General features: G+C 36.4%; 12 protein-coding genes. 10 read left to right on the forward strand and 2 right to left on the reverse strand.

Annotation, left to right across the window (positions count from 1 at the left end; translation table 11 throughout):
* Positions 1–314 precede the first annotated feature (314 nt).
* The 4 genes from ACSAMO_RS10015 (at position 315) to ACSAMO_RS10030 (ending at position 9,707) form a co-directional block, all read left to right on the forward strand.
* Positions 315–5,129 carry a sialate O-acetylesterase gene (locus ACSAMO_RS10015; RefSeq protein WP_499209238.1) on the forward strand — a complete coding sequence of 1,605 codons (4,815 nt, stop codon included), beginning with the start codon at positions 315–317 and terminating at the stop codon, positions 5,127–5,129.
* Positions 5,130–5,203: 74 nt separating this feature from the next.
* Positions 5,204–6,004 carry an alpha/beta hydrolase gene (locus tag ACSAMO_RS10020; protein WP_022229469.1) on the forward strand — a complete coding sequence of 267 codons (801 nt, stop codon included), beginning with the start codon at positions 5,204–5,206 and terminating at the stop codon, positions 6,002–6,004.
* Between the two features lie 213 nt (positions 6,005–6,217).
* Positions 6,218–8,362, forward strand: a complete 2,145-nt coding sequence (locus tag ACSAMO_RS10025; RefSeq protein ID WP_418755657.1) for a polysaccharide lyase 8 family protein — start codon at positions 6,218–6,220, stop codon at positions 8,360–8,362.
* Entirely contained in the window at positions 8,355–9,707 is a 1,353-nt protein-coding gene (locus tag ACSAMO_RS10030; RefSeq protein ID WP_499209239.1) for an FAD-dependent oxidoreductase, read from the forward strand. Before ACSAMO_RS10025 ends, ACSAMO_RS10030 begins: the two co-directional genes overlap by 8 nt.
* Before the next feature lie 202 nt (positions 9,708–9,909).
* Here the strand turns inward: ACSAMO_RS10030 and ACSAMO_RS10035 are convergent, their stop codons facing one another.
* The gene (locus ACSAMO_RS10035; RefSeq protein WP_118446594.1) at positions 9,910–11,676 is read right to left on the reverse strand and encodes a cache domain-containing sensor histidine kinase; all 1,767 of its coding nucleotides are present in this window, start codon (positions 11,674–11,676) and stop codon (positions 9,910–9,912) included.
* Between the two features lie 292 nt (positions 11,677–11,968).
* Here ACSAMO_RS10035 and ACSAMO_RS10040 point away from each other — a divergent pair, with 292 nt between their 5' ends.
* Positions 11,969–13,126 carry an extracellular solute-binding protein gene (locus ACSAMO_RS10040; protein ID WP_418756009.1) on the forward strand — a complete coding sequence of 386 codons (1,158 nt, stop codon included), beginning with the start codon at positions 11,969–11,971 and terminating at the stop codon, positions 13,124–13,126.
* 393 nt (positions 13,127–13,519) lie between these two features.
* Here the strand turns inward: ACSAMO_RS10040 and ACSAMO_RS10045 are convergent, their stop codons facing one another.
* A complete protein-coding gene (locus ACSAMO_RS10045; protein ID WP_117966498.1) occupies positions 13,520–15,094 on the reverse strand; it encodes a response regulator in 1,575 nt (524 codons plus the stop codon).
* A gap of 248 nt (positions 15,095–15,342) precedes the next feature.
* Here ACSAMO_RS10045 and ACSAMO_RS10050 point away from each other — a divergent pair, with 248 nt between their 5' ends.
* From ACSAMO_RS10050 to ACSAMO_RS10070, 5 genes are all read left to right on the forward strand, one after another.
* Positions 15,343–16,830: an ABC transporter substrate-binding protein gene (locus tag ACSAMO_RS10050; RefSeq protein ID WP_308456438.1), complete on the forward strand. Its 1,488-nt coding sequence runs from the start codon at positions 15,343–15,345 to the stop codon at positions 16,828–16,830.
* 78 nt (positions 16,831–16,908) lie between these two features.
* The gene (locus tag ACSAMO_RS10055) at positions 16,909–19,125 is read left to right on the forward strand and encodes a CIA30 family protein (protein ID WP_118446233.1); all 2,217 of its coding nucleotides are present in this window, start codon (positions 16,909–16,911) and stop codon (positions 19,123–19,125) included.
* Between the two features lie 187 nt (positions 19,126–19,312).
* Positions 19,313–20,188: an ABC transporter permease gene (locus tag ACSAMO_RS10060; protein ID WP_117966605.1), complete on the forward strand. Its 876-nt coding sequence runs from the start codon at positions 19,313–19,315 to the stop codon at positions 20,186–20,188.
* Positions 20,189–20,202: 14 nt separating this feature from the next.
* Positions 20,203–21,156 carry a carbohydrate ABC transporter permease gene (locus ACSAMO_RS10065; RefSeq protein WP_022229584.1) on the forward strand — a complete coding sequence of 318 codons (954 nt, stop codon included), beginning with the start codon at positions 20,203–20,205 and terminating at the stop codon, positions 21,154–21,156.
* Positions 21,157–21,186: 30 nt separating this feature from the next.
* Positions 21,187–23,736: a cellulase family glycosylhydrolase gene (locus ACSAMO_RS10070; RefSeq protein ID WP_499209240.1), complete on the forward strand. Its 2,550-nt coding sequence runs from the start codon at positions 21,187–21,189 to the stop codon at positions 23,734–23,736.
* The last annotated feature ends 11 nt before the right edge of the window (positions 23,737–23,747 follow it).

The raw sequence follows: 23,747 nt of genomic DNA on the forward strand, positions 1-23,747 counted from the left end.
GATTAAATTTTAGAAGAAATTATTTATACTTTATAATAAAACAGTGTCGTTAGGTTGGTTTGAAAATCAACTCTAATGGCACTGTTTTTTTGCGTCAATAGGGTTATGGATAATGTTATGGCAAGTCAAGCTTTTAACAGCATATTTTACGATTTATATGACTTTTGTACCGAAAAACATGGTTGGTTTTAATAAATTTAACCGCACAGCTTAAAGTTTACCGCATTTTAATAAAAAAATTCCCGTGGTAAGATTAATAACAAGATATAGTTATTATGAGTAAAAGTATATAAAAACGGAAAGAGGGGAAAAAAATGAAAAAAATTATTTCATTGATGTTAGCTGTGACGATGATATGTGCATCTATCGGTTTGACGGCATTTGCGGCTACTACAACTACAGTAGAAGCGGAAGCGGACGGAGTATCAGCGTATACACTGCCAAGTTCAGACAAAAGTAATAGTAAAATATTAAAAAATACTGTAAGCAGTAAAGAAAGTGTCACTTATTATATACAAGCAAACAATACACCAAGAGCGACAATGTTTAAGTTGGCACAAGTAAATACCGGCGACAAGATTAATGTCGATATTAATTTTACATATCTTGATACTGCAACAATGGAATTGGAATATTGTCTTTTTGTTTCTGATAGCGAAATAACACTTACATCACACTCGCAGGATTTGGTAAAAGAGGAACTTGAAAAGCATACAGATGAAAGTAATATAAAAAACTGGTCAACAAACAAATCAAATATGAAGTATTCCCTGCCTAACGGAATTACGGCATCAAAGGATGGATTCGTATATTTATATATAGGCTGTGGAGATTTAAGTGAGGATAAAACTCAAGTCACTAAGAAAATACAGTGGTCTATTGACTCATTTGATGTGAATATAGACAGTGATGGAGGTGGCGAAACAGAGCCGGATACAACACCAACGCCAACCACAACAATCAATCCGGATGTGACACCAACGCCAACCCCAACGGCAAGTCCAACCCCAACGCCTACTCTTGAACCGGAGTTAACTTTGGATGCGGTGTACTCCTCAAACATGGTACTCCAGAGAAAAGAACCTATTACTATTACAGGTACAGGAAAATCGGGGAATACGGTTTCAGTAAATTTTAATGGGGCTGATGAGCAAACAACAATAGAACATGGTTTATGGGAGATAACCCTTCCTGCTATGGAAGCTGTAAAATCAGCAACTATGACAGTATCAAGCGGTGATAACATGATTACTCTCGATAATGTGGCTGTCGGTGATGTTATATTCTGTACGGGACAATCAAATATGTTTAATCGCCTTGAGACTTTTCCAACGTTGATGAACGAAGAATTAAGTGAAGCTTACGAAGACGTGAGATATATGAATTCATTTGACGAGATTTCAGAGTGGAAGGTTGCTACTATGGAAAATTCAAAGCAATTTTCTGCACTTGGATTCTTGATAGGCAAGAGGATGATAAAAAAAGATTCTGATGTTCCTATAGGTCTTATAAGTTCAAGTTTGGGTGGGTCGTCAATAATGCAGTGGATTCCGACATATTCAGTAAATTGGGATTCACAAGCAAAGAGAATGATGGCGGGAGCAAGCTCAAAAGGCGGACTATATACACAAAGACTTCTGCCGCTAAAGAATTTGAAAGCATCTGCTGTTGTATGGTATCAAGGAGAGGCAAATACTACCTTTGAAAGCGGCACAGTGTATGAGCAAGCATTGACTTCGCTTATTAACAACTGGAGAAAAACATTTAATGATGAGGACTTACCATTTGTAGTCATTCAACTTCCTACTGCGAATTTTGCAAAAATTTATTCGACAATACGCATTGGCACCGGAGTAAGAGCGGGACAATGGAATGTATCACAAAGAATGGATAACGTAAAAACAGTTGTGAGCAATGATACAGGAACTACAAATAATGTTCACCCAAATGATAAAGGACCTATTGCTGACAGAGCAGTTGCTTATATAGAAGATTTTATTAACAATACACAATCAAATGTTGAAAGCCCATCTTTTGATTATATGGAACGCAGTGGCGATAAACTTATTCTTCATTTCAAGAATACATACGGCTCTCTTTCAACCGATGATGGAGGTGTGCCGTTGGGCTTTGAACTTAAAGATGATGACGGAATATACAAAGATATTACACCGACAATTAACGGCGATACTATAGAAATAGATGTAACAGATATAACAAATCCACAGGTTAAGTATGCATGGTCAGATACTCCGGGTATTGCAAAGGATTTAGTTGAAGCACAAACTGACACCCCAGCCGTGATTAATACATTTAATGCTGCAGGCAGACCTATAGCACCGTTTATGACTGATTTGACAGAGAAATATGCTTCTAAAGCTGTAAATAAAGAGTTGTCAACGACAGAGTTCTATAATTATGCACCGTATATATCAAAAGTAGAGCAGTCAGGCGACGACATTGTAATAAGTGCTTATGACACAGATGGTGTTGTCAGTAAAGTTGAGGTATATATTGACGAGGGAGAAATCAAGGCGGGTGATGCTAAACAACGTGACGACGGTAAATGGGTATTTACACCTGATGTTACATCGGGTGTGCACAGTGTTTATGCAATTGCAACAGACAATGATAACATTAACAGTCTTACCTGTGTTGACTATACAACTTATAATATTATAAGACCTACAAGATATGATTATGTGAAGGGATATACAGAAAGTCCATCATCTGTTGAGTATAACAACGGCGATGATATGCTGGCAAAGGCAACGAATGACGTTAATGGGACAACAACGACGGTAACGTCGGCAATACCTACAGGAGAAACAACAAAGTCGTTGAAGTTGTCTGCCACCGGCAATAAGGCAACGGCTAATGCAACTATTCCTATAAGTAAGGCAGATAATCCGCAGAAAACATTAACAATAGAATACGACACGATGTTTGAAAGTGCTGATGATGCGATTGGTGCATCAAGAGGTATGTATGCTAAAACAAAGGAAGGAAATGAACTATGGCTTACATATTTCACCGCATCGTCACTCAGAACAGCTATTACTAATACGGGAGGAAACTGGTGCTATGAACAAGCAATGTCTATAAAGAATAACCAATGGCACCATATAAAACTTGAACTTCATCCAAACACAGGAATATTTTCAATATGGCTAGATGGAACAATGCTTCAAGATAATGTGAGTTTTGTAAAAGAAGGAAGTTCATTTGATACATGTAAAGGAGCCTTTGACACTTTAAAGGAAGGAATAACAGACTTGCGATTCTATCATACAGCTTCAAATAATATTGAAAATGCGACGTATATAGATAACGTTAAAGTAACAGAAGTATCATATTCGGAGGAGGAAATTATACCACCGGCAAAAATACAGGAAGCAACTCCACAGATAAGCATTGATTATATAAATGAAACACTTACCGGCTTTGAGTCACAGGAACCGTATACGATAAAGGTGGGTGAAGGTAATGCTAAAGATATAACGCTTGGCGAGGGCGTGACGACAATATCGCTTGATGATGAAAAAATTGGTTATGCCGGCAAATTATTGTCTATTGAAATTGTAAAAAAAGCACGCAATACCGAAATATATACCGACAGTGACGTGCAACAGTTGACAGTTAAAGCACGTCCTAAGGCACCTACAACCGTTCAAGGTGTAAATGCTACGGAAATAGGCGGCAAAGGTAAACTCACAGGTATGAATGGCATGCAGTACAAACTCAAGAGAACAGATGAATGGAGTAGTACGCAGTTGGTTGATACAGTTGAGGTTGATGCAGGCGAATACAATGTCCGCAAAGCTGCAACAGATACAGACTTTGCAAGTGAGAAGACAACAATTACAGTTGAAACGTTTATAGCTGAAAAGGAAATGACGCCTGAAATTGCAATTGATTATACAACAGAGGAACTTATAAACTTTGTTGAGGATGGAACATATACAATTAATGGTTTAGATGTTACATTAACAGATAACAAGTTATCATTAGCTAATTATATAACAAATGAACAGATAACGCTTTCGATAGTAAAGAAGGGTAATAATGTGACAACGGTTGCGAGTGAAGCACAGACTCTAATAGTTAAGGCACGTCCTGCAGCACCGACAAAATCGGAAATCATAGTAACACAACCGAGTGTGATTGGCGGCAAAGGTACTATTGCAGGTATCGCAGACACTATGGAATATAGTACGAATAATGGTATTAATTGGACTACGGGCGATGGAGATGATATAGGTGATATTGAGCCTGGAACCACATATAAAATCCGTTATAAAGCTGTAAGTGCAGACGAGGAAGCCGAAAGGCAGTTTAAGAGTGCAGAATATTCGGTTACAATTATTGCGTATGATGCAATGCCGGAAACGCAGCCTACAATCTCGATTAACTATGTAAACGAAAAGCTAACAGGCTTTACGGAAGGCTGTGACTATATAATAAAAATAGATGATGGCGTAGCGACGGATAAAGATAATGTAACAGAGGATATCGACATTGACAACACATATTTCGGTCATACCCTAAAAATCGTAAAAAAAGGTGATGGCATAAAAACAAGCAACAGTGAAGCGTTTGAACTTTCTATTCCTAAACGTTCATCCGCACCAAATGTAGCAGCGGTTGAAGAACAGACTTATCAAGGCAATGACGGCAAAATCACAGGTGTTGACACTACAATGGAATATAAATCATTGTCAGAACCTACATTCACATGGATGCAGTGTGCAGGCACGGAAATCACAAATCTTGCACCGGGGTCTTACATTGTTCGTGTGGCGGCAGTTGCAGATGAATCCTTTGCCAGTGAAGTTATGAGTGTGACAATTAATGCGGCAGCAAAGGATGAGCCTACAGAACCGACAGTGAATATAACGTATGATGATAAAAATGGAAATGTTAATGCTATATTTACCAATATAACAGAAGAAGGCATGGTTTATGTTGCAGAATATAATGAGAATGGTACATTGCTTTCGATAAAATCAGATGAAATTTCAGACAGTGTAATTATTCCATTTACTTGCGTAAATAAGAGTAAGGTGAAGGTCTTTATATGGAAAAATGATATGAAACCATTATTTAATAAAGTATTTACATTGAATTAAGATGAGCATATCGGGCATATTCTGTGATAGGATATGCCCGTTTAACTGACAAAAATTAAGACGGAGTGAATGTTATGTTTAATAAGAAATTTAACTTGTTGAAAGAAGCGACAGAATATGGATTTATGCCGTATATGGAAACGTATATTCTGGACGGTAAGAAACGTCCAATAGTTGTGATATTTCCCGGAGGTGGATATGGAATGGTATCTGAGCGTGAGGCAGAGCGTATTGCTATGGCATATAACGCAGCAGGATTCCATGCGGCAGTAGTGTATTATTGTGTTGAACCGCACACACATCCGCTTCCTATACAAAATGCAGCTAATGCAGTTGCCATGCTTAGAGAAAATGCAGAAAAATGGAATATAGATACGGATAAGGTAATTGTATGCGGATTTTCTGCCGGTGGACATCTTGCAGCATCACTAAGTGCCTTGTGGAATGATTCTGAAATATTCAGCGAGCGCGAGATTGAGTTAGCAATGCATAAGCCAAATGCTCAAATTTTAAGTTATCCGGTAATAACATCGGGTGAATTTGCTCATAAAGATTCATTTAAAAATCTTACAGGTACAGATGACGAGTCAAATCATCTATGGAGCAGTCTGTCGCTTGAGAGGCGTATTACGGATATAATTCCACCAACGTTTTTATGGCATACATATGAGGATATATGTGTTCCTGTTGAAAATACACTGATGTATGCAGCTGGCTTGAGGAGGGTTGGAGTACCGTTTGAATTACATATATTTGAGAAAGGCGAGCATGGTTTGTCAAGGGTGAGTGATGAGTTAATATGGTCCAAACGAAAGTTTGAAAGAGAGTATCCGTGGTTGAGTCTGTCAGTTGATTGGCTAAATCAGTTGTTTTAAAACGTGTATATTGATTAGGCAAGAGATGAGCCTATAAAAAGAGAATGAATAAAAGAATGGGAACTGTTATAAAATTTAAAGGGACGCTCTATTTTAAAGCGTCCTTTTAAATTGAAATATAAAAAATTTAACGCATTAATTAAAGATTCTCCCATTTAATATGCATAGACATATATGATATTATTGATACATATAAAAATGGGAGGAATGATTATGACGGATTTTAACATACTAAGAAAGCGATATTCTGATGTTTTATGCGGTAGAGGATACAACGGCAAAAAAACGGCTGATTGCATACTACAATCAGATGAACGCACAGAACAAAGGCTTGTACAGCTTGGTGGGCGTATAGAAAAGGCAATTACATCAAATGAGCCGGGAGTTATAAATGCAACACTGAAAGGAATACTGGACATTTCTATATCGTTTTCTCAAAATAACTCACAATTCTATCATAATAAAAATATAAAAAATGAAATATTTAATGCACTAAATACTTTAGAAAAAGTATATAATGACACTACTGTGCCTAAAGGTAACTGGTGGTACTGGGAAATAGGTATCCCTCTTAGTATCAACAGTATTTTTACCTTGATGTATGATTATACTGACAAATCACAACTCAAACGATATATGGCGGCGGAAAAACATTTTAATGATAGGATAAAGCTTACCGGTGCTAACAGAATTTGGGAGTCAGTTATTTTTGCTGTTCGTGGAATATTACTTTCAGACAACGATAGTATAAAGAATGCTATATCCGGTATACAGGATGTAATGGTTATAACAGACAGCGGTGACGGTTTTTATAAGGATGGTTCATTTATTCAACATGATAATATACCATATAATTGTGGTTACGGACGCTCGCTTATACAAGAACTTGCACCGATGTTATATATTTTTAAAGATACAGAATTTGAAAATAAAAATACAGATATAATTAATACATGGATTGAAAAATCCTATCTTCCTTTCATATATAATGGCAGAGCTATGGATATGGTACGTGGCAGAGAAATTTCACGTTATTATGAGCAGAGTGACCTTGCTTGTACGCACATACTTTCGGCAATGCTTATATTAAGTGAAATGCCTGAGTTTAATGAATTGAAGGGTACGATCAAGACACAGATTACAGATAATTTTTTTGAATATGCTTCAGTATTTACGGCAGAACTTGCGGAACATTTACAAGAAGATAATAATATTAAACCGAAAGAAATCAAGCCATATTTTATGGCATTTAACAGTATGGATAGAGTTGTTAAACACGGAAATGGTTATACGATAGGTCTTGCCATGCATTCAGAACGGACTGCAGCATATGAATCAATTAACGATGAAAATCAAAATGCTCATCATACCTCGGACGGTATGATGTACATTTATAAAAAAAATGAGCCAAAGTCGGACTTTTTTTGGCAAACAATAGATTTACAACGCCTACCAGGGACAACTGTTTTACGAGGCTCGACAGTAAAACCTAATATTAATGCCGCAGGTGATTTTACAGGAGGATGCGGCATAGGGGAAAACGGTGTATGCACAATGAAGTTGATTTCAAATGAAAATAGTCTGAAAGCGAATAAATCGTGGTTTTTCTTCGATAAAGAAGTGGTTTGTCTTGGAAGTTGTATAAACAGTGAAGAAGAAAGTGAAGTAGAAACGATAATTGAAAATCGACTTGTAACAGATAATTCGAGATTTACAGTACATGGTAATGAAGAAAGTGAAGGTTATATTATAAAAGGAGCTTATCTTGATGGTAGTCATGATGTGGGCTACTGTTTCCCGGAGGAACAGGAGGTAAATATTTTTCGAGAGATACGAAGCGGAGATTGGAATAATATGAGCATAAAATCAGATGGTAAGAGTTACAAGGGAAGGTATCTTACAATGTGGATTAAACACGGAAGAAAGGTAAAAGACGTTTCTTACGAATATATAGTTATTCCAAAATGCCATGAAGAAGAAATAAATGATTATTACAGAAAAAGTGGAATAAGGATAATTGAGAATTCTGATTCAATACAGTGTGTAAAAAAGAATGGAACAACCGGAGTGGTGTTTTTGAAAGATAAGACGCACAGTGCAGGGGGGATAAGTTGTGATAGGCGTTGTATTGTGATGACCACGCAGACTTGTGGAACGCTTGAACTTTCTATATCTGATATTACACAGAAACAAGATAAAATTTATATAGAGCTTGACTACAGTGCACAAGAAATAATAAGTAAGAGCGAACGAATTAATATAATACAACTTGTACCGTATGTATGTATGGAGATTGATACTTGTGCTGCAAGGGGCGAGGAACAACATATAAAATTTGGAGGTGTAAAAAATGTATGATGTAGCGGTAATCGGAGGTGGAATATCCGGTTGTATGGCAGCAATAGCAGCTGCAAGATATGGAGCAAGTGTTATATTGATTGAGAAATATGGCTTTTTAGGCGGTACACTTACAGCATGTGGTACGGGACCTATGATGACGTTTCATGCTGGTGATGTTCAAGTTGTTCGGGGTGTAACGAATGAACTTATAGAAAGATTAATGAATAAAGGGTTCTCTCCGGGGCATATTTTTGATACTACGGGCTATACATATACAGTTACTCCGTTTTCGGCTGAAGGAATGAAACTTGAACTTGAGGATATGATGGCAGAAGCCGGTGTTGAACTTCTCTATCATAGTGTGGTCTGTGATGTTGAATACGAAAATGCCGTAATAAACTCTGTTGAGGTATATGGGAAAAACGGTAAACGATGTATAGAGTCTAGAATGTTTGTTGATGCAAGCGGAGATTGTGACCTTGCTTTTCTTGCAGGGCTTGAAACAAACAAAGGTCGTGAGGCAGATGGAAAATGCCAGCCTATGACAATGAATTTTAAGGTTATTAATGTTGATACGGATAGAGTCAAGGAATATATAATGAATAATAATGATGAATTTCCTCGGCTTAAGAGTGATTTAAGCAAAGTTACCCGTGCTCCAAAGCTATCTATAGGCGGGTATGTAAATACATTGAAAAAAGCACAAAAGACAGGCAAGATTTCATTTCAGAGGGAGGATATTCTGTTTTTTGAAACAGACAGGGTAGGAGAGTTTATTGTAAATACCACACGCATAATTAATGCAGACCCCACCGAACCGAAGGATTTAACTCGTGCTGAAATTCTCGGAAGAAAGCAGGCTTGGGAAGTGCTTGAATTGCTTAAAACAGAGGTACAGGGCTTTGAAAATGCAGAGCTTGAGTTTACGGGTCCATTTATAGGCATACGAGGTTCACGTCAGCTGAAAGGTAGCTATGTGCTTACAGCTGAGGATATTATATCCTGTGTAGATTTTGATGATACCATTGCTTGCGGCGGTTATCCAATAGATATTCACGCTCCGGAGGGAAATGATACCCAAATGTATGAAAAAACAAAACTTTCGTTAGAATATGGGGATATATATCATATTCCGTACCGTTCGCTTATTTCTGACAATGTGAAAAATTTGATTACAGTCGGACGCTGCATCAGTGCAAATTTCGAGGCACAAGCGGCAATACGTGTATCACCTATTGCAGGAGCTATAGGTCATGGCGGAGGTGTTGCCGCCGGAATATGTGCTGTAAATAATATAAACGTGCAAGACATTGACATTGAAGAATTAAGAAAAGAACTTAAAAAGCAAGGTGCTTTTATATAAATATAATGAACGGTCAATTATTTTTGACATTCGTTACATTCTGTTGAATATAATCTCGGTATTGCCGGAACATGGCAAAGATAGCACTGTTATGAAAGATTCTTCATAACAGTGTGCAAAGCTGAATAAGCATTAAGTTTGCGGCAGTATTGAGTTATATTATTTTCGGTATTTGAATTGCAGTCAATCCTCATATACAAAATTATAAATCAATAGTTTTATATTCCGGTTCTTTTCGCTTTATTTTTATTGTGGCTGTTACACCGCCGGTTTCATTGGTTTTAAATGATAAGCCGCAGGTTTTATCAAAATATAACTGAATTCTCAGATTTACATTTGTAAGTCCATATTTTTCGATTGGTTCGTTGTAGTCCAATTCATGAGTAATAGCTTTATTTAACTCATTAGTGTCTGTGCCGCTACCATTATCAATAACATCAATAAATATATAATCATCTTCGGGATAGATACGAATTGTTATCATACCGCCTTCTTCAATTTCATCAAAACCATGGATGATAGAATTTTCAACAAGAGGCTGAATTGTTAATTTTACGATTGTACAGTGCAGAAGATTTTCGTCAATGTCATATACAACGTCAAATTTATCCTCAAAGCGTATCTTTTGTATAGATACATAGCTTGATATTTGATTTAATTCGTTTTCTATTGTAGTATATTCGTTGCCTTTATTAAGAGAATGGCGGAAAAAAGTTCCCAATGCGGACACCATTTTACTTATATCCGGTGCATGATGAGCACGTGCCATCCAATGAATTGAGTCAAGGGTATTGTATAAAAAGTGAGGGTTAATTTGAGCTTGCAAAGCCTTAAGTTCAAATATCTTTTGTTTTTTATATAAATCTTCAACATCGGTTATGAGAGAATCTATGGTGTTGAGCATAGAGTTGTAGGACTCACCCAGTTTGCCCATCTCGTCATGAGAGGTTATTTCTATCGGTATACGCTCATAGTTATTTTCAAAGCGTTCCATATGCTTTATAAGCTTTGTTATAGGAGCTGTAAGCCAACGTGTAAAAATAAAAATGAATATTAGAGCGACAAGTAATGCTATAATTCCTGTAGTTATCATTGATTTTTCGATTATATGTATATCACTGTTAAAATCATCAAGTTTTGAAGCACGTACAAGGATAAGAGAGCTGTCCTTGAGCCGGCTATGGTTTATAATATGTTTTTCTTTGTTTATCTGAACAAGCTGAGGCTTATCGGAATCAGCACTTATTGCTTTAAAAAATTCATTTTCGTTTACAAAGTTGTTTATGTAGCTATCATTCCACGTGTTTATTATGTGATTTTCATATACCAAAAAAAGCTTACCTGTATTGTTCATACTTATATGTGCAATATCATTTGTAAATTGCGAAAGATTAACATCTGCACGGATTATTCCGAGTATTTTATGGGTTCTCGTATCTATAAACGCACGAGCAACGCACAACAAGCCATTGGCATCAGAGGAATCCATAACGCACCAGTATGTGCTTCCGTTCAGTTCCTTTGTGTTTTTATACCATACCTCATTTTTGGAATAAACGGAAGCGGTCACATTCGAATCAAACGGAGATGGGTATGATGTACGGTTTTCAATATATAGACTAAGACGTGATACTGTTGCTTTTAAGGGGTCTATTTTTGAAAGTTCTTGTTCTATGGCGGCAATTTCTTCATAAGGAGACGGAGGATTGGACGCAGTCAGCATTTTTTCAATTGTCGAATTGGCTTGAACACTATACAGAATTTGCTCAATATTATTCATGGTATTTGTCATATTATTGACAGCGAGGCCTGTTATCTGTGCGTTATTGTCAGTTATTTCATTTTCAAATCTTCTTGAAATGCTCGAAAATACGGTTAAACCAAAAATAATGATACATAATATAATAACCGCAATATATGAAAGCAACAATTTTGTACGAAATGACATATTATTGAACTTTTCAGACATGACAAACACCTCCTTTTTATAATATAATAGCCATTACAAAATACTGAAAATATAAAGTTTATGAATTTTTATGGATATAGCTAATCCGTTTTATCATTATAAAGTTAAATTGGTATATATAAAAACACTTCTATGATATAATTATACCATAACCATATTAAATTTCAAGTCATAAAAATATTTGGCAGAGTAATACAAAAAAATATGCACTATTTAAAGTTTTCCGCTATTTACTAAATAAAGTATTTAGGGTATAATATTATTAGCAAGACTTATAAAGGAAGTGTTTTTAATGAAAAAATTACTTATTTTGTTTTTGCTTGCTTCTGTGATGTTATCAATGTGTTCAGGATGCACAGTGGAGAAAACAGTGGAATCCGCACAGGCTGTTACTGTTTTAAAAGTAATAAAACCAAACTATATCTCAGATTTCACGCAAAATATAGCTGAATTTAATGAAGCAAACCCAGATATTCAAGTAAAATTTATTGATGCACCCACTTCAACAGAAAAGAGGCATCAGCTATATGTTTCGGCGTTAAGTGGTAAAGACAGTTCGATCGATATATACTGGATTAATGATGAGTGGACTAAGGAGTTTGTTGAGCAGAAATACATAAAGGCTCTTGATGGAGAGATTTTATTAGATAATAGCAGATATATAATTGACGCACAGGAAAGATTTTCTGTTAATGATTCTTTTTATGCTATGCCTGTGGGAATGGATACTGATGTTATATTTTATAGGAGCGATAAGATTCATAACGTTCCTGAAACATGGGATGGAATTATAAATCTTTGCCGTAATTCTGATTTCGGACTACCTATTAAACTGGGACTGACTACCTCAGATATTCAAGATATGATGTATAATATTATAGAAATAAAAGAGGCGATGGGCATAAGCTATGCAGAAACGCTTAATCTATATAATGAATTTATTGAAGAATACAAAGATATTGAAAATTACACTGATACAATAGCCGCCTTTAAAATTGGCAGTGCAGCGATGTTGATGGGAAACAGCTCTTTATGGAAAAAGCTTAATGGTGATACTTCGGCAGTTAAGGGAAATATAATGGTAGCAAGTCTGCCTAATAAAAATCAATTTGTAAGAAGTTATGCCCTTGCAATAAACTCAAATTCAAAAAATCAAGAGGCAGCAATAAGGTTTCTTGATTTTATGAATGGAAAAGAGCAGCAGAGAAGACTATCAAGAGATACATCGCTTATCCCGATAATAAGAGAACTTTATGACGATGAAATGATATTAGATGCAAATCCACATGTGAAGGGAATAAAGCAAAGTGTACAAAATTCAAGCTCTTTTGCAACAGTAAGTATTAATGGAGAGAATCTAAAAAAGCTGGAGGAAGCACTTATTAAATTCTTTAATAATGAAGAAACGTCAATGAATACAGGAAAAATATTTGAGGATTTGATGCAATAAGAATAAACTAATGTGATATTTAACAGGAAAACCACCATAGCCGCAATGTCATTAGTTAATATGATATTGCTTGGCACAAAATGAGAAAATGGTTTGGAAACATGTAGGTATTGAACCGATTTCCAAAAGTTAGACCACAAATCTAACTTTTGGAGGTCGGTTTTTTTGTTGCAAAATATAGTTATGAATTTAAGTTAAAAGTTGTACGGATACTTAAATAGTGATTGTGGTTACAGTCTTAGATTATCATAATAAAATAGTTCGACCACACCATTGATTCGAGTTCACCTCAGTCAAGCACTTTTTTAATTATTTTAAATTCAAGTATATTTCTAAACTTAATTCTTTTTGTTTGACTTAAATTAATGACATTGAACGTAGTTGGTGTTTTTCCTATATGTCTTGAGGCATAGATGGATTGTGACTCGCTCTATACTGCGATGGAGTTTTACCACAGATACGCTGAAATAACTCGCTGAAATAGCGGGTGTTGTTGTATCCTACTTTTTCGGCAATATCATATATTTTTAAATCAGTTTTTTCAAGAAGTTCTTTGGCCTTTTCAATTCTTGTCTGTATGAGATAATTTTTGAAAGTTATATTAGTTTCTTTTTTAAATATAACGCTTAAATAGCAAGGTGAAATAAACACTTGCGAAGCAACCGTTTCAAGCGAGGCATCCCTTGCATAATTTTTTTCGACCAGAGCCTTTACTTGAGTGATTATATTTGCAGCCTTTTGTTTTTGAACACTTTCAATATATGATATTACAACATCTGTAATATTTTCAACAAAGGTTTTAAGTTCTGCAGGAGATTGAGTTTTTCTGATTAATGACCACGCATCCGTATTTTTAAAGAGGATTGTTGGATCGCAGTCAATATCATAGAGTGCATCTGAAATTGAAAGAATAAGTGACATACAGCGTCGCTGCTGATTATAAAGATTCATATCAGAACGTTCCATAACGTCGAAAAGTTCCTTGACGCTTTTTTTGCTTTGCTTTTCGTCGTTGTTTTTAAGTGCTTTTATGTAGGTTTCTATCAGTTTTGACTGATATGCCGAAAGCTGTGATTTTGGTTCAATATCATTAATATAAATAATGTTTCCTTGTCCAAGTCTGTCACTGTAATCGAGTGCTTGCAATGCAGAGGTATAGCTTGCCTCAAGTTCGGATATTTCCGAAGTAAAGATACCTATTCCTATATTATAATTAACGTTAAATTCAGTATCAATAAAGTCTCCCAAATTCTCACAACAAGAGAAAAGTTTTTGCTCGGATTCTCCTTCCGGTTCGTTAAAGCAGCAAATAAATACGAGGTCCGAATTACTAAAAAAGGGAATAAAGTTTATTGTTTTAGGAAGATGTTCGATTAGTGCCTCAAAAATCATAAAATTCATTCCGTAGTTGGTACTGTCTGTATCAAGACGTATTACAAATGTCGTCATTGCCGCAGCTTTTTTAGATATCTCAAATAGTTCAAAATCAAGAATACCGTACTGTGCACGATTAAATAAATAATTCAATAGAAAATAACGGCTATTTCTAAGCGTTTTGCGTAATTCAATTTCTTTTTCTGCTTTTTGTTGCTCAAGGTGTATTTCTTTTGTTAATTTGTCAACTATTTCATAAAGTTCAAATTCATCTATCGGTTTTAAAAGATATTGACATACGCCGTTATTAATAGCACTTTGTGCATATTCAAAATCATTGTATCCTGTAAGAAATATAATTTTTGTATTAGGTGAAATTTTATGAATTTGTTCTGAAAGCCATATGCCGTCTTTTGTTGGCATTTTTATATCTGATATAACAATATCGGGAAGCATTTTCTGAAAAAGCTCAAATGCTACCTCACCATTTTTTGCTGTTCCTACTACCTCAATACCTCTGGTATTCCAATCCAGTGAAGCAAGTCCTTCACGTATTATCTTCTCATCGTCACAAATTAACAACTTTACATTCATAATTCTCCATCCTATCTTATCTTTATATTAAACTATATAACATTTTAACATATTTTTATATTATTTCAAGTAGGAAATGATATAAATTTTATTAAAAAAATATGCACATTTTAAAGTTTATCGCTATTTATATTTGAAATACTATGGTGTATAATGTTAAATATAAAGAAAGACCAATATAAAATGTTCTGATAATGGGAAAGGACGAAACGTCTGAACCGTTATCAAAAAAGAAAGGAGATAAAATTATGAGAAAGAAAATTGCGGCATTATTGGCCATGCTAATGCTTGGAGGTGTGCTTACAGGCTGTGGCGGAGGAAACAAGGTTGCAACAGGCGGTGAAGATCCTAATGTTGTACCGGAGGATACATATGAAATCAACTGGTATATGCAAGGTATGCCACAGGAGGATGTTGCTTCCGTAGAGGCTGCTGTTAATGATTATCTTAAGGATAAAATTAACGCTACACTGAAAATGCACAGACTGGAATCAAATCAGTACAGCAAGCAGCTAAACACAATGATAGCGGCGGGTGAATATTTTGATATTGCATGGACAACACCCGGAGTTCTTACTTATACGGCAAATGCGAGAAACGGTGCATGGCTTGCACTTGATGATTACATTGACACATATATTCCAAAGACAATTGAGCAGCTTGGAGAAATAGCCGACAATGCAAGAGTGGACGGCAAGCTTTATGCGATACCGACATATAAGGAAATGGCAGATTCAAGAGGCTGGACATATCGCAAAGATATTGCCGAAAAATACAATATCAATATGGATAATATTAAGACATTTGACGAACTGTTACCGGTGCTTAAAATGATTAAGGAAAATGAACCAAATATGCAATATCCGATTGACTGGGGCAGTGACAGAACACCTGAAGCTCTTATGAAGTACGAGGAAATCGCAGGAACAGCCGTTATTTTCTACGATACAGACAAATATGACGGCAAGGTTGTAAATCTTGTAGAAACTCCGGAATATCTTGAAGCATGCAAATGGGCTAATAAGCTTTATAACGAAGGTCTTGTAAAGAAAGACATTATGACTGCTACGGATTTTGAGCAGAGATTAAAGGACGGAAAAACTTTCTGTTATGTGGACTTCTTAAAACCAGGTAAGGCCAAGGAAACTTCCGCTAAGTTTGATTTTGAACTTGACCAATCAACAGTATCGGATATATGGCAGGATAATGGAGCCGGAACAGGTTCGATGCTTGCTGTTTCAAGAACATCAAAGAATCCGGAAAGAGTTCTTCGTTTCCTTGAACTACTTAACACTGATGCAACTCTCAGCAACCTTATCAACTATGGTATTGAAGGAAAACATTACACCAAGATTGATGATAATACTATAACAATTCCGGATGATACATCGTATACGTTACAAGGTTATCAGTGGATGCAGGGAAATGTATTCCTAAATTATCTTACAGAAGGAGAAAGCCCTGATAAGGTTGAGGCTCTGAAAGCATTTAACGCAGAGGCTAAGAAACCTATCGATTATGGCTTTAAATTCGATAATACTGCGGTAGAAGCGGAAATAGCGGCATGTCAGACAGTTAAGAGCGAGTATCGTAAACAGGTAATTATGGGTTCAATGGACCCTGAGCCGATTATGAAAGAATATGCCGCTAAACTTAAGGCTGCCGGCATTGACAAAATTATTGAAGAAGCACAGAAACAGTATGATGAATTTCTTGCGAACAAGAACAAGCAATAACAAGAACAAATAATTAGGTATAAGTATAGCGGTCTTTGACCGCTATACTTATATGAGGGATATTTAGGAGATTTAGTTATGAAGAAATTAGTTTCATTAATTATCGCAATGTCAATATTTTTTTCAATAAACTGTGCTATCTTTGCGACAAACGTGTCATATATGGCTGATTTTGAGTCTGCAGATGCGAAATTTGGTAATAGCACAACATATAGCGGAACTAAAAACACAGCCGGCGATTATAGTGATTTTGTCAAACCAGAATGGGTAGCCGATGGTGGAAAGGAAAATTCAACAGGACTTCGCATAACCTACAAAGCTGCGACATGGTATGCAGGCGAGGTTTTCTTCCCAATTCCTGTAGCTTGGCAAAACGGTGCGGATGCTGAGTACCTTAATTTTGATTACAATGGCAAAGGTATTGTAAATATCAGCCTGTCAACAGGAAGTGCCGCAACAGACACTCTTACGAAAGGTACAAAGTACAGTTATAAACTTAATGCCGATACAAACGGTGAATGGCAAAGTATAAGTATTCCACTTTCGGAATTTAAAAATAACGGAAATCCTGTAACAATAGCCAATATAGGCTGCGTGACATTCCAAGCGGGCGAAAACGGCGGTTTGAGTAACAGTGCCTCTGAAACGAAAGCAATGACGGCAGCGGAGCTTGAAGCGAAAGCGAGAAACGGAAGTATAATCTTTGACAATATGGAGTTGTCCAATGTCGGAGAGAATGTTCTTAATCCAAATGCAACACCGGAACCTACAGAGAAACCGGATAATACAACAAGAACCATAGATTTTGATACTTATACTCTCAGTCATAAGCAGACCTGGGCAGGATTTAATAACAATGATAAGACCTACAGTGACAGTATAAAGTCAGAAATAACTGAAAACGGTAAAGAGGGTTGTGCTCTTGAACTGACTTACAAAGCTGCCACATGGTATGCCGGAGAGATATTTATGTCAATACCAAAGGAATGGGCAATAAATAAAAATTCAGAGTGTCTTGAATTTGATGCTAAGGGACAAGGAAAAATAAAAATATCTCTTGAAACGGGCGAGGTTGTAAACGGAATACGATATGGTCATACAGTGACTATAAACACAAATGATGAATGGCAAAAAATCAGTGTGCCACTTTCTGAATTTGTAAATAACGGTAATGAAGTGCCGTTGACAGATGTGGTAGGAATGGCTTTTTCTGCGGCAGAAAGTGGAAACCTCGATAACAATGCTGAAGAAACAAAGATGATGAGTGCAGATGAACTTGAAGAAAAAGCTGTAACAGGATGTGTAGTAATAGATAACATCACGCTTGCGGAACAGGATACAACTTCCCCGACAGCTGCTCCGGAAGCGACAACTCAACCGACAGAAATATCGTATGTTGCGGATTTTGAAACAGCGGATACTAAGTTCGCAAGCGGTAAGACATGGGGAGGATTCAAAAATAAGTCGAATGATTATCAAGACTATATAAAAGCAAAATGGCTGCAGGACGGCGGAGTTGATGGAAGTACGGCTTTCTGTGTTTACTATCAATCGGCAACTTATTATGCCGGCGAAATTTTTGTGCCGGCTCCTGCAGTGTGGACAAATAATGGTGCAAAGGGGGCTGAGTACCTAAACTTTGATTATAAGGGTAAAGGAGCTGTAAAAATAAGTTTTTCAACGGGCAACACTGTCGATGGAACGCTTACAAGTGGTACACGTTATACGAGGAGATTTGAACTTGATTCTCATGGCGATTGGGCGAAAATCAGTGTTCCGCTTTCGGAGTTTGTAAATGGTGAAAATATTGTTAATATGACGGAGATAGGCACTGTTACATTTCAAGCGGCTGAGAATGCCAATCTTGATAATAATTCAGACGACACAAAGGCAATGAGTGCAGATGAACTCAAAGAGATAGCGAGAACTGGTGAGATTATCTTTGATAATATGACACTGTCGGAAACAGAAGGAAAAACAACTCTGTTTTCATCTGTTAAAGTAACAGCGGAAATTGACGGAAAGGAAATCACTAATCTTACAAATGGAGATATAAAAATAAAAGCGATAGCATCTGATATTGAAAAAGATACAAATATGGTAATGATTGTAGCTGTGTATAAAGAAAACGGTGTGATTGATACAGTTCGTATGGCTGGGCAGAAAATAATCGGAGACGGTGAATTGATGCTTGACTTGAATGTTACAGATGCTGAGCATCAAACTATGAAAGTGTTTATATTTGATGATTTTACAAATCTTCACCCGATAATCAATGTGACAAACTTTTTATAAATTAAACCACCTAGCTTAAAGTTTACCTCATTTTAATGAAAAATAGTACATGTTATAATAATTGCAAGATAAAGAGATTTATATATCTCTTTATCTTGCAATTATTAAGTTTTTAAGGAGTGGATGAGACGTGAAAAAAAAGAAAAGCCTTATAAGAGATTTAAAAGAAAATGGTTCCTTGCTCTCAATGTGCATTCCAGGATTAATATTTTTTATACTGTTTAATTATTTGCCAATGTTTGGTATTATAATTGCGTTTAAGCAGTATCGTTATGATCTTGGAATATGGGCAAGCCCGTGGAATGGACTCAAAAATTTTGAGTTCATGTTTAGCAGTCCGGACGCATGGGTTATTACGAGAAATACGATAGCATATAATTTGTTGTTTATTTTCGGCGGTCTTGTATTTAATGTGGCAATGGCAATCGGACTTTCTGAATTGAGGAATAAAGCAGTTTCAAAGCTGTGCCAGACAGTAGTAATTATGCCGCATTTCTTATCATACGTAATTGTAAGCTTTCTTGTGCTGGCATTTCTTCACGTTGAGAACGGTCTGATAAATAGAAGTCTTATTCCGGCACTTGGATTAGAAGGTGTAGACTGGTACTCAAATCCGAAATACTGGCCATGGATTCTTGTTATAGTAAACTTTTGGAAAACAACGGGATATGGCAGTGTTGTATATCTTGCAGGTATAGCAGGAATTGACACCTCGCTTTATGAAGCCGCTAAGGTTGACGGAGCATCTCGATGGCAGCAAATACGATACATAACATTGCCGGCACTTGTTCCTCTTATGGTAGTTCTTACAATTTTAAATGTCGGAAAGATATTCAATTCCGATTTTGGTTTATTCTATCAAGTGCCGTTAAATACCGGTGCCCTTTATCCGGCTACAAATGTTATCAGTACATACGTATATAATATGTTGATGTCAGCGGGTACGGGAAGTGTAGGAATGGCTTCAGCGGCAGCTTTTTATCAATCAATTGTTGGATTTATACTTGTTATGACAACTAATTTTATTGTGAAGAAAATAAGCCCCGAAAACGCATTATTCTAAAAGGAGGTATAACAGTGAAGAAACAAGAAATTAATATCATAGATAGTATCAAACAGCCGGAAGTTAAAGCTCCGGCTAAGAAAAAAAGACGTAAAATCAAAGTTTCGGACATTATTCTTTATTTTATATTTTTTCTTATTGTAGTAGCTTGTGTTTATCCTTTGCTCGTGGTTCTTGGAGCATCGTTTACAAGTGAATCGGCAATTTCAGAGTTTGGTTTTCATGCTATTCCTAAAGAATGGAGTCTTGATGCTTATAGATATATAATTACATCTAAAGAAACGATTTTAAGAGCATATGGTGTAACTATTTTTGTTACGATTGTAGGAACTCTTATGAGTACATTGGTGGTTGCACTATATGCATATCCGCTTTCCAGAAAGGATTTTAAATACAGAAAACTGTTTACATTTATAGCGTTTTTTACAATGCTTTTCAGTGGTGGAACAGTGGCAGGATATATGGTGACAACAGGCATTCTTAATCTGAAGAACAGTATATGGGTACTTATTTTTCCTTATGTTATGAATGCATGGCACGTAATTGTAATGAGGTCATTCTATTCAATGTCAATACCGACTGCAATAATAGAGGCGGCGAAGATAGACGGGGCAAATGAGTATCAGATATATTTTAAGATTGTTCTGCACATATCTTTACCTGGATTGGCAACGATTGCACTGTTTGCAACACTTACTTACTGGAATGACTGGTGGCTTCCGCTTCTTTATATAACAGAGCCTCAAAAATATAATCTCCAGTATCTTCTACAAAGTATGATTTCAAATATTCAGAATTTGACCGAAAATTCAGCTCAGATGGGTTCGGCAAATCTTCTCGCTAATGTTCCTAAGGAAGGTGCGAGAATGGCACTTTGTATAATAGCGACTTTACCTATATTGTTTGTTTATCCGTTTTTCCAGAAATATTTTATTCAAGGATTGACGGTAGGTTCAGTAAAAGAATAATTTTATATTTATTCGGATAAGGAGTTTACTATGAAAATAAAAAGAGTTATCAGTTGCTTACTTGTTGCAGTTTTTAGCATGTCATTGTTGCTTGTACAGGAATCAGCACAAGCTAAAATTGGAACGGTACAAAAGATATTACCCTCGGAGCTTCATGTTGAAGGCAGATACATATATAATGCTGAAGGCGAAAAGGTTAGGCTTACCGGAGCGAATATTCCGGATTTGCAGTGGGCCACAGGCGGAGATAATGACCTTATGAAGAGAGTAGGACTTCTTTGTGACAGTTGGAATGCAAATTGTGTTCGTTTGTGCGTTCATTCTAAATTTTGGTTTGGACAAGAATGGTATCAGGGTAAGAGTTATGGTGATTACCGCAAAATGGTTGATAATGTAATTAATCAAATTACATCACGCGGAAAGTATGTAATACTTAATCTGCATGAATTTTATGCTATTACAGAACAGCAGAAGGATTTCTGGAATGATGCAGTAGAGGTTTATGGAAATAATCCGGGAGTTATATTCGGTTTGCTCAATGAACCTCATGATATTGACTGGGAAATGTGGCGTAACGGCGGTATGCTTGAAACTACCGACAGCTATGGAAAGAAAACACAGCGTGTATATGGTCATCAAGAAATTCTGGATATGATACGCAACAAGGGTGCAAAAAATATTGTAATTGCGGGCGGTCTTGATTGGTCATACTATTTTGACGGTCTGTGCGATGGATATAACGGCATGGAACATGGCTATAAATTAGAGGATAAAACGGGTAACGGTGTAATCTATGACACACACATTTATCCAATGAAGCCGGAATATAATCCGGTTGAAAAAGCCGTAGAGTGTCTTGTAGATGAAGCTCCTATACTTGTGGGTGAATATGGACACTGGGGAGAAAGACTTTTTGATTGGTATGACAATTATCTTTGCGAATATCCACATGTATGGATGAACGAAATCCATGATTTTATTGACCGTAATGAACTTAACTATACGGCATGGTCTTTTCACACGGGTGCAAATCCAAATATGTTTATGGACTATGACACATTTACACCATCAAATTATTCGGGTATATATATGAAATATAAAATGCTTCAAGAGCCTGAAACACGTCCGGAGGAAAAAGATAGACAGTATGTCGACCCATCACCACTTTCGACTTGGGAACATATTATTGATTTTGACGATAATACCGTGGACTTTAAAGTGTATGGCAAAGAAATAAGGACAGAACGAACAGATAGTGGTTATGAAGGCAGAGGTCAGCTTATTGATTTTGACAGAAGCTGTGTTGATAGTTGGGACAGTGCTGCGATTGCTGATTTTGATAAAGATACTGATTTGAGCGGTGCAAAATGGCTGGCCGTGAGAATAAAAGGCGACGGTGATATGCGTAAAATCGGAATTGGACTTGAGTTGAAAGATGGTAGATTATTTACAACTTATATGCAGATGGATTTACATGATAACTGGAAGGACTGGTTTTTTCCATTAAGCTTGTTTAAGAATGAGCAAGGGATACTTGATACAACACAAATTAAGTCTGTACTCTTTACATCTCTTGATGACGGTCCCGGCAGTTTTATAATTGATAATATAAAAGTGGGAGGACTGCCATACGAAGAAATAAAGCCTTTTACGGTATCGAGCGTTACCCAAAAGGAAAGTATGACATGGAAGGCATGGGAAGACGATGAAAACACAGAAACAGACTCGTTTACTGTTACTAATGCAGTTGAAGAAAGCAGGGGACAAGGCTCGAATCCTGTTATGTTTAGCTATAATTGCCCTGAAGGTTCGTATGGAGGGCAGGCGAGGGCAACAATCCCTAAGTCTTGGGATATAGGCGATGCTGAATATTTTACATTTTGGGCAAAGGGCGATGGTTCTAAGCAACGCTTTATACTGCGTTTTGAACAGGAAAAAGGTACAAATCAAAATGAACAGCGTTCAAATTTCAAGAAACGTGAGTTTGAAAGATTTTGTATCGCATTCGATGTCAACAGCACGGAATGGAAACAGTATAAATTTAGGATAAGCGACCTCGGTATGAGCGATATGCTTCATCTTAACAAGGTAAGATATATCAGTCTTTTTAATATGACACTAAACTCTTCGGGACGACTTTGGATTGACGATTTTGCTTTTACGAATATTGGTGATAAACTCACAGGACAATCAGTAAGCCATGCAACGCCGGTCAAATCGGAACCGATAGGTGAACTGGTTACAAAATATCCTGCAAACAAAGCAATTCAAATTCCAAAGACATTTGAGGTTGAGGCAGGAATTGAAGAACATATTTCAATTCATATTATGAATAAAACGGAGCATGAGCTAAATGGTGAACTAAAGGTTGAGGGATTGCCTGTTGACAATGTTGATAATGCACTTTACAAGGTTTATCCGAAATGGGTTTCATATCCGCATTGGCCGTGGAGAAATTATTCGTATAGTAACTTTAAATTTACCATTCCTAAGGATAAAAAGGGAGAATATACAATAACCGTATCGGATGTATCGAATAACGGTATTGAGCCGCAGACCTATAAACTGATAGTAAAATAGAATGGAGGCAG

The organism is Ructibacterium sp. SJQ-7 (assembly GCF_054696575.1).

Bases quoted from the DNA above. Each gene is read 5' to 3' on its own strand.
- ACSAMO_RS10015 (WP_499209238.1), top strand. From the start codon at position 315: ATGAAAAAAATTATTTCATTGATGTTAGCTGTGACGATGATATGTGCA.
- ACSAMO_RS10020 (WP_022229469.1), top strand. From the start codon at position 5,204: ATGTTTAATAAGAAATTTAACTTGTTGAAAGAAGCGACAGAATATGGA.
- ACSAMO_RS10025 (WP_418755657.1), top strand. From the start codon at position 6,218: ATGACGGATTTTAACATACTAAGAAAGCGATATTCTGATGTTTTATGC.
- ACSAMO_RS10030 (WP_499209239.1), top strand. From the start codon at position 8,355: ATGTATGATGTAGCGGTAATCGGAGGTGGAATATCCGGTTGTATGGCA.
- ACSAMO_RS10035 (WP_118446594.1), bottom strand. From the start codon at position 11,676: ATGTCTGAAAAGTTCAATAATATGTCATTTCGTACAAAATTGTTGCTT.
- ACSAMO_RS10040 (WP_418756009.1), top strand. From the start codon at position 11,969: ATGAAAAAATTACTTATTTTGTTTTTGCTTGCTTCTGTGATGTTATCA.
- ACSAMO_RS10045 (WP_117966498.1), bottom strand. From the start codon at position 15,094: ATGAATGTAAAGTTGTTAATTTGTGACGATGAGAAGATAATACGTGAA.
- ACSAMO_RS10050 (WP_308456438.1), top strand. From the start codon at position 15,343: ATGAGAAAGAAAATTGCGGCATTATTGGCCATGCTAATGCTTGGAGGT.
- ACSAMO_RS10055 (WP_118446233.1), top strand. From the start codon at position 16,909: ATGAAGAAATTAGTTTCATTAATTATCGCAATGTCAATATTTTTTTCA.
- ACSAMO_RS10060 (WP_117966605.1), top strand. From the start codon at position 19,313: ATGTGCATTCCAGGATTAATATTTTTTATACTGTTTAATTATTTGCCA.
- ACSAMO_RS10070 (WP_499209240.1), top strand. From the start codon at position 21,187: ATGAAAATAAAAAGAGTTATCAGTTGCTTACTTGTTGCAGTTTTTAGC.